This window comes from Sulfitobacter sp. 1A12779, from assembly GCF_043557315.1.
Classification (GTDB): domain Bacteria; phylum Pseudomonadota; class Alphaproteobacteria; order Rhodobacterales; family Rhodobacteraceae; genus Sulfitobacter; species Sulfitobacter faviae.
Map to the genome: position 1 here is coordinate 294751 of NZ_JBIFFU010000001.1, position 13126 is coordinate 307876.

Here is a 13126-nt window from a genome sequence, read left to right on the forward strand (position 1 = left end):
CCCGATGTTTTAGGACGCGGCTTTGAGCATGTCCTTGTCTTTCAGATCGGCATAGGTCGCATCCAGCGCCTTGGTCGCCCGTTCGGCGAAGATCTTGATCTCTTCCGGGGTGATAATCAGCGGCGGGGAGATGATCATCCGGTCGCCGACATGGCGCATCACCAGATTGTTGGCAAAGCAATGTTCGCGGCAAATGTACCCGGCGGTGCCGCTATCGGCGAATTTCGCGCGGCTTTCCTTCTGAGGCGTCAGTGGGAGGGAGGCCATCAGGCCCGATACGTTCACCCCGCCCACCAGCGGATGCTCTCCCAGCTTGTCCAGCGCCTCTTTCAGCGCGGGGGCGGCGACGTTTTGAACATGGGCGACGATGTTCTCTTCTTGCATGATCCGCAGGTTTTCCAGCGCCACGGCGGCGCAGACCGGGTGGCCGGAGTAGGTGTAGCCGTGGTTGAACTCGCAGGCGTTGATGACCTCAGCCACCTCGTCGCAAACGATCGACCCGCCGATGGGCGCATAGCCCGAACTCAGACCCTTGGCGATGGTCATGATATGCGGCTTGATGCCCATGGTTTGCGAGCCAAACCAATTGCCCGTCCGACCAAAGCCGCAGATCACCTCGTCAGCGATCAGCAGAATGTCGTGTTTGTCGCAAATGCGCTGAATCTCGGGCCAATAGGTGCTGGGCGGCACGACGACCCCGCCCGCGCCCTGAACCGGTTCGGCGATGAAGGCCGCGACCTTGTCCGCGCCCAGCTCGACGATCTTCGCTTCCAACTCCTGCGCGCGTTTCAGCCCGAAATCTTCGGGCGCCATATCCCCGCCTTCGGCATACCAATCGGGCTGGCCGATGTGGTGAATGCCGGGGATCGGCAGCCCACCTTGCTCATGCATATAGGTCATCCCGCCAAGACTGGCCGAGCCGACCGAAGAGCCGTGATAGGCGTTTTTACGGCTGATAATATGGCTCTTTTCAGGTTTACCCTTTTGCGCCCAATAGGTGCGGACCATGCGCAGATTGGTGTCATTCGCCTCTGACCCGGACCCGGCAAAGAAGACGTGGTTCAGATCCCCGGGGGCCAGATCGGCCAGTTCCTTGGCCAGCGCGATGGCGGGCACATGGGTCGTTTGGAAGAAGGTGTTGTAATAGGGCAGTTCGTTCATCTGCCGCGCGGCGACATTGCCCATCTCTTCGCGGCCATAGCCAAGGTTCACGCACCACAGCCCCGCCATCGCATCGAGAATCTCATTCCCCTCGCTGTCGGTCAGGTAGATGCCCTTGGCCCTTGTGATGATGCGCGCGCCCTTGTCGCTCAACTCATCATTGGTGGTGAAAGGATGCATGTGATGCGCCGCATCCAGCGCCTGAAGGTCCGCGGTGGGGAGGTGATTCGTGATGGGCGGCATGGGGATGCACCTTCTATTTGCATGAAAAATAAGCTTCGCCGCAGAATATGATCAAATTATAGCATGTCAATCGAATCAACGCGGAACGGGCAGACCATCAAGGGCTGCGCGAATTTGGGTCATTCCTTGGGCAACATCGCCCGCCATGACCTCACCCGCCAAAGCGGCATTGCCCTCGGCAAAGGCCGCCAAAAGCTCGGCATGTTTGTCGGGCAGATTGCTGGTGCCATAGCGCCCGCAAACCACCCGAAGCGAGGGGCCAAAACGCAGCCAAAGACGGTCCACCGTCGCGGCCATGATCGGCGCTTCGGCAAGGTCGTAAATCATCCGGTGAAAGCTATAGTTCTGCATCAGATAGCCGCCGACATCGCCCCGGTCGATGGCATGGTTCAGTGCGTTGTCACAGGCTTTCAAAGCGTTCAAACGCTCATCCGTCATGCGGTTTGCGGCGCGTTTGGTCAGTTCCGGCTCTAGCGTTTCACGCATGAATCCCAGTTCTTCCAGCCCCGCATGGGTCAGTTCCGGCACGGTGACCCGGCGGTTGCCCAAATGGGTCAGCGCCCCTTCCGAGATCAGGCGGCGGATGGCCTCGCGCACCGGCGTCATGCCCGCGTCCAAAGCGGCGGTCAGACCTTGGATCGTGACCCCCTGTCCGGGGGCCAGATCGCCAAAGAGAATCATCTTGCGCAGGCGTTCGTAAACATGCTGATGGATCGGCGTCTTGGCCGCCGCATCGGCGGCGGGAAGCAATCTCGGATCGGTTTTTTCTGAACCCATGGGAGCGATCTTTCCGTCTTGTTTCGCCGTGTCTTGCAGCATTTCATTCTGCATGAAAGCATAAACCATCTTGCCCGAAGAGGCAAAACTTGATCAAATTGACGAAAGGTGGGGATCAACCCGACCTGTCTAACGGGAGTATGAAATGAAACATGTGCTACTAAGCAGCGTCGCCGTTGCCACCTTGATGGCAGGTGCCGCCTCTGCCGAAACAGTCCGGGTCTACAACTGGTCCGACTATATCGACGAATCCCTGCTGGATAAATTCGAAGAAGAGACCGGCATCGAATTGGTCTATGACGTGTTCGACAGCAACGAGGTGCTGGAGACCAAAATGCTCGCCGGTGGGTCCGGCTATGACGTGGTCGTCCCCTCGGGCACCTTCCTGCAGCGCCAGATCACAGCCGGGGCATTCCAGCCGCTGGACACCTCCAAACTGCCCAACCTTGAAAACATGTGGGACGTGGTTTCCTCGCGTACCGAACAATATGATCCCGATAACGCCCATTCGATCAACTATATGTGGGGCACCACTGGCATCGGCGTGAATGTCGGCAAGGTGAAAGAGATCCTGGGCGAAGATGCCCCGATCGACTCTTGGGACTTGGTTTTCGACCCGGCCAATATGGAAAAACTGGCCGACTGCGGCGTGCATTTCCTTGATGCCCCGGCAGAGATGATCCCCGCCGCGCTGAACTACATCGGCGAAGACCCCAACAGCCATGACCCCGATGTGATCGCCAAGGCCGAAGAGGTCTTCATGCCGGTCCGCCCCTATATTCAGAAGTTCCACTCTTCGGAATATATTAACGCTTTGGCCAACGGTGACGTCTGCGTCGCGGTGGGTTGGTCCGGTGATATCCTGCAGGCCCGTGACCGCGCGGATGAAGCCGACAACGGTGTCGAAATCGCCTATAACGCCCCCTCCGAAGGCGCGCAGATGTGGTTTGACCAGATGGCCATCCCGGTTGACGCGCCGAACCCCGAGGGCGCGCATAAGTTCCTGAATTTCATCATGGACGCCGAGAATATGGCCGCCGCGTCGAACTATGTGTACTACGCCAACGGTAACGAAGCCTCGCAGGAGCATCTGATCGAGGATGTGATCGGCGATCCGGCGATCTACCCTTCTGAGGCGGCGTTGAACAACCTGTTCACCACCACACCTTACCCGCCGAAAGTACAGCGCGTGGTGACCCGGCTCTGGACCAAGATCAAGTCCGGTACCTGATCTGAAACAGGGGGTGCGGCCAGTCTGGTCGCGCCCCTTTTTCTTGCCCCGCGACCCCGATCAAAGCCCGAGCAAAGCCCGATCAAAGGATGTCTCAACCGTGAGCCCAACCGTCTTCGCCCCCTGGAACGACCCCGACGAAAAGCCGCTCATTCGCTTTAAGAATGTGACCAAGAAATTTGGTGAGTTCGTCGCCATCGACGATCTGTCTTTGGACATCTACGCACAGGAATTTTTTGCCCTGCTTGGGCCTTCGGGCTGTGGCAAGACGACGATGATGCGGATGCTGGCGGGGTTCGAAAGCCCGACCACCGGGCGCATCGAATTAGCGGGGCAGGACATCGCCCCGGTGCCCCCGAACAAACGCGCGGTGAACATGATGTTCCAATCCTACGCGCTGTTTCCGCATCTCAGCATCTGGGACAACATCGCCTTCGGCCTGCGCCGCGACAAGATGGAGAAGGACGCCATCGCCGCCCGCGTGGCCGAGATGCTGAAGCTCACCCGGCTTGAGAAATTCGCCCGCCGCAAACCGCATCAGATTTCCGGCGGCCAACGGCAGCGTGTGGCGCTGGCGCGCTCGCTAGCCAAAGCGCCGAAGCTTCTGCTGCTCGATGAACCCTTGGGCGCGCTCGATAAGAAGTTGCGGCAAGACACCCAGTTCGAACTGATGGACATTCAAGAATCCACCGGCACCACCTTTGTCATTGTGACCCACGACCAAGAAGAGGCGATGACCGTCGCCTCCCGCGTGGCGGTGATGGACGAGGGGCGCGTGATTCAGGTTGCCACCCCAGCCGAGATCTATGAAGCGCCGAATTCCGTCTATGTCGCCGACTTCATCGGTGACGTGAACATCATCGAAGCCAGCACCAAGGCCATTGGCCAAGATCAATACCATCTGAACTGGATCGACGGGCAGCCGCCGCTGACCGCCACCTCTGCCGCGCCGTTCAGCGAGGGGCAGCAGGCCCATCTGGCGATCCGGCCCGAGAAAATCCGCATTTCGACCGAGAGGCCCGAGGATGCGCCCAATGCGCTACAGGGCAAAGTGCTCGACATCGCGTATCTGGGGAACCTTTCCACCTATCACGTCGAACTGCCCGGCGGGCAGGTGATCAAGGCGCAGACGGCCAACACTCGCCGCATCGCACGGCGTGACATCACATGGGAAGACCCGGTCTGGATTTCATGGAGCGCCACCGCAGGCGTTTTGTTGGCGCAATGAACATGCGTCGTTTCGCCCTGATCGCGGTCCCGTACCTCTGGCTGTTGGCGCTGTTTCTGGTGCCTTTCCTGATCGTTTTCAAAATCTCCCTCTCCGATACAGCGCTGGCGATCCCGCCCTATACGCCGACGATCAAGGACGGCATCAGCGCCCTGATCGCCCAGTTGGATTTCGAGAATTTTACCTTCCTCGCCTCTGACGATCTTTATTGGAAAGCCTACCTTAGCTCCCTGCGCATCGCCGTTGTATCGACCGCGCTGACGCTATTGGTCGGCTATCCCATCGCCTACGGCATGGCCCGCGCCCCCGAAGAGTGGCGCGCCACATTGATGATGTTGGTGATCCTGCCGTTCTGGACCTCCTTCCTGATCCGCGTCTATGCGTGGATGGGCATTCTCAGCAACGAAGGGCTGCTGAACCAACTCTTGATGGGGTTGGGTCTAACGGCAGAGCCTTTACAGATCCTTAATACCAATACGGCAGTCTATATCGGCATCGTCTATACCTACCTGCCGTTCATGATCTTGCCCATCTACGCCACGCTGGACCGCTTGGATGAATCCCTGAACGAGGCGGCTGAGGATTTGGGCTGCTCGCGTTTGCAAGCCTTCTGGCTGGTGACGATCCCGCTGTCGCGCAACGGCATCGTAGCGGGCAGCTTCCTTGTCTTCATCCCGGCTCTGGGCGAATTCGTGATCCCCTCGCTCTTGGGCGGGTCGGGCACGCTGATGATCGGCAAGGTGCTGTGGGAGGAGTTCTTCAACAACCGCGACTGGCCGGTGGCGAGTGCGGTGGCGGTGATCCTGCTGCTGATCCTGATCATTCCGATCATCCTCTTCCAACGCAACCAGCAGAAACAGGCGGAGGCCGAACAATGAAGCGGATGACATGGTTCAACGTGACCTCGCTGACGCTGGGGTTCGCCTTTCTCTACCTGCCGATGATCATGCTGGTGATCTACAGTTTCAACGCCTCGAAACTGGTGACGGTCTGGGCCGGATTCTCGACCCGCTGGTACGGCGAGCTGTTGCAGAACGAAGCCTTCCTGAACGCCGCTTGGGTCACGCTGAAGGTCGCGGTGATCTCCTCCTCCATCGCCACGGTGCTGGGCACGATGGCGGCCTATGTGCTGGTGCGCGGCGGGCGGTTCATGGGGCGGACGTTGTTCTCCGGCATGATCTACGCGCCGCTGGTCATGCCCGAGGTGATTACCGGCCTGTCGCTCCTCTTGCTTTTCATCGGCATCGGGCTGGACCGCGGCGTGCTGACCATCGTGCTGGCGCATACGACCTTTTCGATGTGCTATGTCTCGGTCGTCGTCTCCTCGCGGTTGGTGTCCTTTGACCGTTCGTTGGAGGAGGCCGCGCTCGACCTCGGGTCCTCGCCATGGGAGGCCTTCCGCCTCGTGACCCTGCCGATCATCGCGCCAGCGGTGATCTCGGGCTGGCTTCTGGCCTTCACGCTCAGCCTTGATGATCTGGTCATCGCCTCCTTCACCGCCGGGCCATCGGCGACGACGCTGCCGATCAAGATCTTCAGCGCCGTGCGTTTGGGCGTCTCGCCCGAGATCAACGCGCTCTCGACGATCATGATCGCCATCGTGACCGTAGGGGTCATCACCGCATCGCTGGTCAGCAAACGCTCAAGCCTGCGCGCGCAGGAGGAGGCCCGCGCGGCGGAACGGCCTGCCGCATGAAGCGTATCTACGCAGATTTCGCTTATTCCGAAGCGCCGCGTGCGGGCTGCTGGTGGGACCAGACCCATGGCGCGCCGGAGCGTCCGGCGCTGCAAGGCGACGCGCAGGCCGATGTTGTGATCATCGGTGGCGGTTTCACCGGCCTCAATGCCGCGCTGCATCTGGCGCAGGCCGGGGTCGGGGCCACGGTGCTGGAGGCCGAGCGGGTGGGCTTTGGCGCTTCGGGCCGCAACGGGGGCTTTTGCTGCTTGGGCGGCGGGATGCTGGATGACGCGGCGCTCGACCGGAAAGTCGGGCGGGCAGAGCGGCTTGGCTGGCGACAGGCTGAGGTGGCAGCGATCCGACAGGTGGAGGATTTCATCGCCGCCCGCGGCATCAATGTCGACCGGCATTCCCAAGGGGAGACCCAGCTGGCCCACCGCCCGCGTGATTTCGAAGAGATGCGCGGCAGGCTCGATTACTACGCGGAGAATTACGGCGTCACGGCGCGGCTGACCGAAAAGGCCGATCTGGCCGCCGAGGGGCTGAACGCAGGCTTCGAGGGCGCGATCACCGTGCCGATCGGCTTTGGCCTCAACCCCCGCAAATATGTGACCGCCCTCGCGCAGGCCGCGGAAGAGGCGGGGGCCGCGATCTATCACAACAGCCCGGCCACCGGGGTGACGGGGCAGGAGGGCGCGTTCGAGGTCACGACGCCGCAGGGTCGCATTCGGGCCGAGCGGGTGATCATCGCCACCAATGGCTATTCCTCCGAAGACCTGCCGCCATGGCTGGCCGCGCGCTACATGCCGACGCAATCCAGCGTGATCGTGACCCGCCCGATGAGCGAGGCAGAGCTTTCCGCCCAAGGTTGGACCAGCCAACAGGCCTGCTATGACAGCCGCCATCTGCTGCATTACTTCCGGCTGATGCCCGACAATCGCATGTTGTTCGGCGTGCGCGGCGGGCTGATGTCGAACCCCAATTCCGAGCGGCGCGCGCTGGCCCGGGCCCGCGCGGATTTCGAGGCGATGTTCCCCGCGTGGCGCCATGTCGAAACGCCGCATGGCTGGTCCGGCATGGTCTGTATCGCGCGCAATCGCATGCCCTTCGTGGGGCAGGTGCCGGATCAGCCGGGGATCTTCGCGGGGCTGTGCTACCACGGCAATGGGGTGGCGATGGGCAGCTATTCCGGTGCGCTCTTGGCCGATCTGGTTCGCGGCATAACGCCCGAGCGGCCCTATCCCGCCCCCATACGCGCCCCGCTTGCGCGGTTCGAACTGGGCCGTTTTCGCCGGGCGGTCATGCCCTTTGCCTATGCGGGCTTCGCGCTGTCGGATCGCTGAAGGGGGCGGTCAGCCCTCTTCCCGCGCCGCGCGCTCTTTGGCCAGCGTCATCTGGCGCTGGCGTTCGCGGAACCGTTCCTTATCCTCTGCCGAGGTCTCATCCACACATTGATGACAGGACACCCCGGCCTCATAGGCCGGATGCTGCGTGTCGTCGGGCAGGATCGGGCGGCGGCAGCCGTGGCAGAGCATATGCGGCCCCTCGCGCAGCCCATGGCCGACGCTGACGCGGTTGTCGAAGACGAAACAGTCGCCTTCCCATGTGCTTTCCTGTTCGGGCACCTCTTCGAGGTATTTCAGGATGCCGCCTTTGAGATGGAAGACATCCTCGACGCCCTGACCGATCAGATAGTTGGTCGATTTCTCGCAACGGATGCCGCCAGTGCAGAACATCGCGATCTTCTTGTTGTGGAAGCGGTCTTTGTTCGCCTCCCACCACGCGGGGAATTCACCGAAACTCTCGGTCTCGGGGTCGACCGCGCCTTCGAAGGTGCCAATCGCCACTTCGTAGCTGTTGCGCGTGTCGATCACCGCCACATCGGGGGAGCGGATCAACTCGTTCCAGTCCTTCGGGTCGACGTAATGGCCCACCTTGGCGCGGGGATCGACATCGGGCTGGCCCATCGTCACGATCTCGCGCTTGATGCGCACCTTCATCTTGCCGAAGGGCGGCTTGTCGCTGGTGGCCTCTTTCCACTCCAGATTCGCGCAGCCGGGCAGGGCGCGCAGATGGGCGATCACCGCGTCGATCCCGGCGCGCGGCCCGGCGATGGTGCCGTTCACCCCTTCGGGGGCCAGCAGCAGCGTGCCCATGACCGATTGCGCCTCGCAAAGTGCCAAAAGCCCGGGTTTGAGCGCGGCTGGATCGTCGAAGCGGGTGAAGTGATATAGGGCGGCGATGGTATACATGAGCGTCAAATAAGCGCTTCGGCGGCAAAGCTCAATCCGGCGCGTGCCATTGACCTACCCCATCCGCAGCCCTACCCCTTTCGGTAAGGAGAATGCCCATGACCCATGCCCTGATCGTGATCGACGTTCAAAATGATTTCTGCCCCGGCGGCGCGCTGGAAGTGCCGCAGGGCGATGAGATCCTGCGCGGCATCAACGCGCTGATGCCCGAGTTTGACGCGGTCGTCCTGACGCAGGACTGGCACCCGGCGGCGCATTCGTCTTTTGCCTCATCGCATAAGGACAACGGGCCTTACGAGGTCATCACCATGCCCTACGGCCCGCAGGTGCTTTGGCCCGATCACTGCATCCAAGGCAGCATCGGCGCGCAGTTCCACCCCGAGTTGCAAACCGACCGCGCCGACCTGATCATCCGCAAGGGCTACAACCCCGACATCGACAGCTATTCGGCGTTTTTCGAGAATGACCATCGTACGCCCACGGGGCTCGAAGGCTACCTGCGCACGCGTGGGATCGAGCGGCTGACCATGGTGGGGCTGGCGCTGGATTTCTGCGTAAACTTCTCGGCTGTGGACGCGGCGAAGCTGGGGTTCAAGGTCGATGTGCGCGAAGACCTGTGCCGGGCGATTGATCTGGACGGATCGCTTGCCAAGGCCCGCGAAGGCATGCGCGCGGCGGGAGTGACGCTGGCCTGATCCGCCGCTTTCCCCTTGCCCATCTGTCCGCCCCATTGGCATGAAGGGGCACGCAATAAGGAACCTCCCATGGTCGACATCGCCACCCGCGTCTATAACCACAAGTGGAAAATCGACCCCATCGTGCGGTCGCTGATCGACACGGATTTCTATAAGCTCTTGATGTGCCAGTCGGTGTTCCGCAACAAACCGGACACGCAGGTCACCTTTAGTCTGATCAACCGCTCCACCCATATCCCGCTGGCCAAGCTGATCGACGAGGGGGAGTTGCGCGAGCAACTCGATCACATCCGCTCGCTCAGCCTAAGCCGGGGGGAGAGCACATGGCTGCGCGGCAATACCTTCTACGGCAAGCGCCAGATGTTCCGCCCCGATTTCATGGAGTGGTTCGAGGGCATGCGCCTGCCGCCCTATCATCTGGAGCGGAAGGGCGATCAGTATGAGCTGACCTTTGAGGGCAAGTGGCATGAGGTCATGCTTTGGGAAATTCCCGCGCTGGCGGTGCTGATGGAGCTGCGCAGCCGCGCCGCGCTCGACCCGATGGGTAAGTTCGAGCTTCAGGTGCTTTACGCCCGCGCCATGACCCGCGTTTGGGAAAAGATCGAAGCGCTGCGCGAGGTCGACAATCTTTCGATCGCGGATTTCGGCACCCGGCGGCGGCATTCCTACCTCTGGCAGGATTGGTGCGTGCAGGCGATGCATGAGGGGCTGGGCGATGCCTTTACCGGCACCTCCAACTGTCGCATCGCCATGATGCGCGAGCTTGAGGCGATTGGCACCAATGCCCATGAATTGCCCATGGTCTATGCCGCTTTGGCCGAGGATGACGCCGCCCTTGCCCGTGCGCCCTATGACGTGCTGTCGGATTGGCATGATGAGCATGAGGGCAATCTGCGGATCATCCTGCCCGATACCTACGGCACTAAGGGTTTTCTCGATCATGCGCCGGATTGGCTGGCGGGCTGGACCGGCATCCGCGTCGACAGCGGCGATCCGGCCACGGCGGCGCAGACGGCCATCGACTGGTGGCACGCCCGTGGCGAGGACCCGACGACCAAGCGGGTGATCTTCAGCGATGGGCTGGATGTGGACAAGATCAAGGAGTTGCACGCGCAGTTTGCGGGCAAGGCCAAGGTTTCTTTCGGTTGGGGGACGTTGCTGACCAATGACTTCCGCGGGCTGGTGCCGAATGATGCGCTGGCGCCCTTTAGTTTGGTCTGCAAAGCGGTCAGCGCCAATGGGCGGCCCACGGTCAAACTCTCAGACAACCCGAACAAGGCGATGGGTCCGGCGGATGAAATCGCGCGTTACAAGCGTGTTTTCGGGGTCGGAGAGCAGGCCGCGCAGCAGGTGATCGTCTGACGGTCAGCCTTCGCCAAGGGCAGCCACGGGGAACTCCGCCGTGGCAATCAACCCTTCGGGCTGCCAATCGTAGTGCAGGGTGCCGCCGACCGCGCGTGTCAAGGACTGGATGATCCGCGAGCCGCTGTTGCGCGGAGATTTGATAACCTTCGGCCCGCCTGTTTCGCGCCAGACAAACCGCAGGCGGGCAGGCTCCTGAAGGATGGTGATATCGAGCATTACCCGCCCGGTATCGGAACTGAGCGAGCCGTGTTTCACCGCATTCGTCGCCAGTTCGTGCAAGGCCAGCGTCAGGGGCGAAACGAGGCGGTGCGAGATCAGCGGATTCGCCCCGGTGAGGTTGATCTGATCCTCGGTGGCCGAGGTATAGGCCCGCATGATCGGCCCCATCAGCGTCTCGAAATCCACCTCATGCTGGTCGCTACGGCCAATCGTGTCGAAATGCGCCGCGCCCAAGGCGGCCAGCCGCTCGATCACCTTGTCGGCAAAGGCCGCCGGGGTCGGCTCCTCGCGAGCGGTCAGGCGGACCATGGCGGTCATGACGTTGACGATATTGCGCAGCCGGTGCAGCAATTCGTCATCGGCCAATTGCCGGTGCTCCCGCTCCACCCGGCGGCGTTCGGAAACGTCGAGTTGCGAGCCGAAGAAGTAGACCAGATTGCCATCATCGTCATTGATCGGCCCCAGTTGTAGGGCGTTCAGGAAGCGGCTGCCATCCTTGCGGTAGTTCACGATCTCAACCGTATCGACCCGGCGCGCCAGTAGGATTTCGCGCACCGCATCGACGCTTTCGCGCGTGGTTTCCGGACCTTGCAGGAAACGGCAGTTCTGGCCCACGATCTCATCCAAGCCATAGCCGGTGAGATCGGTAAAAGCGTCATTCACATAGACGATGGGATTGTCCGGCAGGGTCGGGTCGGTGATGCACAGCGGCAGGCGGGCATAGCGCACGACCTTGCCTAGAACGTCTTCGGTCAGGGTCTGCCGAGCGTCGGAGACCGTGTTGTCGTTCATGAATTCCTGCCCTTCGATCGAAACTGGCCGTCAATGTGCCCTGCACGTGGCTTTTGGGTCAACCCGCATACTGGGGGTTGGGCCAGATTTATCTACTAAATGCTGTATGCGCCATACGGTTCCGCGAGGTTCGATAAATGCGGCTTGTCAGGAAGGGCCGAAAATGCGTAATTGAGGGCGCTTGGTGTCCCGAAAAGCGCCTTTGAGTGTGGGACCGAAAAGGGAATTCAGTAAGGGGTCGCCCGACCCTGAAGCCGAAGCCGCCCCCGCGACTGTAAGCGGTAAGCCAATGCCCCTCGTGCCACTTGTCCTTTCGGACGGGGAAGGCGGGCAAAGGCCACGACCCGCGAGCCAGGAGACCTGCCAGGCAAATGAAACGCTAGATGCCGTCGGGTGTGACGGTAAGGAGATTGAAGATGACGACGATGATTAAGACCGCCGGTGCCACGCGCAGCAAACTCGTACCGGCGCTGTTTGCTGCCTTATTGGGTGTGGCTCTGATGGCGCTGACCGGCCATGTGCAGGCCGCAGCACTGCATGATGCCGCCCATGACGTGCGCCACGCGACAGGCTTTCCCTGCCACTAAGCGCCGCGTTCGGTATCACAGGGGTCCGGGCTGCCATGCCGCAGTCCGGCTGTCTGTGATTCTGGTTTTCTTTCCATGCCCGCCTCTTGCCGTTTTGCCTGCCTCCGCCCTTGACCGTGTGGGCAGGTCTTTGGCGCATCTTGAGGCTGGCTGATGGCTCGGCCCGCACTTGGCGCGGCGCCGGGTGTCATTTCGCACCCAAGGATCATTGCGATGTTTTCACGTTTTCTGACTTCCGCCCTGTTTGCCGGGGCCTCTGCCGGCCTGCTGACCGGCTTGCTGCAACTCTATTTCGTGCAGCCCGTGCTGCTTCATGCCGAGCTTTATGAGACCGGCGCGCTGGTGCATTTCGGGGCCGACCCCGTCAGCGCGCACCCCGATTTGCCCGGTTTCGATGCCGCCCGCGATGGGCTGAGCCTGATTTTCACCATGTTGACCTATACCGCCTATGCGCTGATCCTTCTGGCCGCGATGAGCCTTGGCGAAGAGCGCGGCGCGGTGATCGATGGCCGTTGGGGCATCCTTTGGGGTGTCGCCGGGTTCGTGGCCTTCCACCTCGCGCCGGGGTTCAGCCTTGCGCCCGAAGTGCCCGGCGTTGCCGCCGCAGACATCACCGCGCGGCAGATCTGGTGGTTCGCCACCGCCGGGGCGGCGCTGGTGGCGCTTTGGCTGCTGGCCTTTGGCAAGGGTTGGGGCGCATGGATCGGGGCGGCGGTTCTGCTGATGGCCCCCCATGTCATCGGCGCGCCCGAGCCCGAGAGCTTCAGCGGCCCGGTGCCGACCGAGATCGGCGCGCTTTTCGCCGCCCGTGCGCTTGGCATCGGCTTGGCCGCATGGGTGTTGCTGGGCAGTTTCGCCGGGTTCTTTTGGCAACGTGAAGGCGCTCAGAGCGCCTGAG

At 61.7% G+C, this 13126-nt stretch carries 13 protein-coding genes and 1 riboswitch; of the genes, 9 read left to right on the forward strand and 4 right to left on the reverse strand.

What is annotated here, in order from left to right; genetic code table 11:
• Nucleotides 1-9 precede the first annotated feature (9 nt).
• Both ACGYLQ_RS01420 and ACGYLQ_RS01425 read right to left on the reverse strand, forming a co-directional pair.
• Complete coding sequence (locus ACGYLQ_RS01420; RefSeq protein WP_394439938.1) at nt 10-1404, reverse strand: aspartate aminotransferase family protein; 1395 nt, start codon at nt 1402-1404, stop codon at nt 10-12.
• A gap of 75 nt (nt 1405-1479) precedes the next feature.
• Nucleotides 1480-2181, reverse strand: a complete 702-nt coding sequence (locus tag ACGYLQ_RS01425; RefSeq protein ID WP_082852089.1) for a GntR family transcriptional regulator — start codon at nt 2179-2181, stop codon at nt 1480-1482.
• Between the two features lie 145 nt (nt 2182-2326).
• On the opposite strand from ACGYLQ_RS01425, the gene ACGYLQ_RS01430 reads away from it, so the two are divergent.
• The 5 genes from ACGYLQ_RS01430 to ACGYLQ_RS01450 all read left to right on the forward strand — a co-directional run bounded on the left by ACGYLQ_RS01430 (nt 2327) and on the right by ACGYLQ_RS01450 (nt 7661).
• On the forward strand, nt 2327-3412 hold the full coding sequence (locus ACGYLQ_RS01430; protein WP_394439940.1) for a polyamine ABC transporter substrate-binding protein: 1086 nt from the start codon (nt 2327-2329) through the stop codon (nt 3410-3412).
• 100 nt (nt 3413-3512) lie between these two features.
• The gene (locus tag ACGYLQ_RS01435; RefSeq protein WP_394410880.1) at nt 3513-4640 is read left to right on the forward strand and encodes an ABC transporter ATP-binding protein; all 1128 of its coding nucleotides are present in this window, start codon (nt 3513-3515) and stop codon (nt 4638-4640) included.
• A gap of 2 nt (nt 4641-4642) precedes the next feature.
• Nucleotides 4643-5518, forward strand: coding sequence for an ABC transporter permease subunit (locus ACGYLQ_RS01440; RefSeq protein ID WP_394439942.1), 876 nt, complete (start codon nt 4643-4645; stop codon nt 5516-5518).
• The gene (locus ACGYLQ_RS01445) at nt 5515-6336 is read left to right on the forward strand and encodes an ABC transporter permease (protein WP_394439944.1); all 822 of its coding nucleotides are present in this window, start codon (nt 5515-5517) and stop codon (nt 6334-6336) included. Before ACGYLQ_RS01440 ends, ACGYLQ_RS01445 begins: the two co-directional genes overlap by 4 nt.
• Nucleotides 6333-7661: an NAD(P)/FAD-dependent oxidoreductase gene (locus ACGYLQ_RS01450; protein ID WP_394439946.1), complete on the forward strand. Its 1329-nt coding sequence runs from the start codon at nt 6333-6335 to the stop codon at nt 7659-7661. The genes ACGYLQ_RS01445 and ACGYLQ_RS01450 overlap by 4 nt, the downstream gene beginning before the upstream one ends.
• A gap of 9 nt (nt 7662-7670) precedes the next feature.
• Here the strand turns inward: ACGYLQ_RS01450 and ACGYLQ_RS01455 are convergent, their stop codons facing one another.
• The gene (locus ACGYLQ_RS01455) at nt 7671-8570 is read right to left on the reverse strand and encodes a rhodanese-related sulfurtransferase (RefSeq protein ID WP_394440237.1); all 900 of its coding nucleotides are present in this window, start codon (nt 8568-8570) and stop codon (nt 7671-7673) included.
• 98 nt (nt 8571-8668) lie between these two features.
• On the opposite strand from ACGYLQ_RS01455, the gene pncA reads away from it, so the two are divergent.
• Together pncA and pncB are read left to right on the forward strand one after the other, a co-directional pair.
• Entirely contained in the window at nt 8669-9265 is a 597-nt protein-coding gene (gene pncA / locus ACGYLQ_RS01460) for a bifunctional nicotinamidase/pyrazinamidase (protein WP_394439948.1), read from the forward strand.
• Between the two features lie 69 nt (nt 9266-9334).
• Nucleotides 9335-10627 (forward strand): nicotinate phosphoribosyltransferase, encoded by a 1293-nt coding sequence (gene pncB / locus ACGYLQ_RS01465; RefSeq protein WP_394439950.1) that lies wholly within the window; start codon nt 9335-9337, stop codon nt 10625-10627.
• 3 nt (nt 10628-10630) lie between these two features.
• Here the strand turns inward: pncB and ACGYLQ_RS01470 are convergent, their stop codons facing one another.
• Nucleotides 10631-11641, reverse strand: coding sequence for a PAS domain-containing protein (locus ACGYLQ_RS01470; RefSeq protein WP_394439952.1), 1011 nt, complete (start codon nt 11639-11641; stop codon nt 10631-10633).
• Nucleotides 11642-11806: 165 nt separating this feature from the next.
• Nucleotides 11807-12024, forward strand: a riboswitch (cobalamin riboswitch).
• A gap of 33 nt (nt 12025-12057) precedes the next feature.
• Here ACGYLQ_RS01470 and ACGYLQ_RS01475 point away from each other — a divergent pair.
• Both ACGYLQ_RS01475 and ACGYLQ_RS01480 read left to right on the forward strand, forming a co-directional pair.
• Complete coding sequence (locus ACGYLQ_RS01475; protein ID WP_394439954.1) at nt 12058-12228, forward strand: CbtB-domain containing protein; 171 nt, start codon at nt 12058-12060, stop codon at nt 12226-12228.
• Between the two features lie 213 nt (nt 12229-12441).
• Complete coding sequence (locus ACGYLQ_RS01480; protein ID WP_394439956.1) at nt 12442-13125, forward strand: CbtA family protein; 684 nt, start codon at nt 12442-12444, stop codon at nt 13123-13125.
• The last annotated feature ends 1 nt before the right edge of the window (nt 13126 follow it).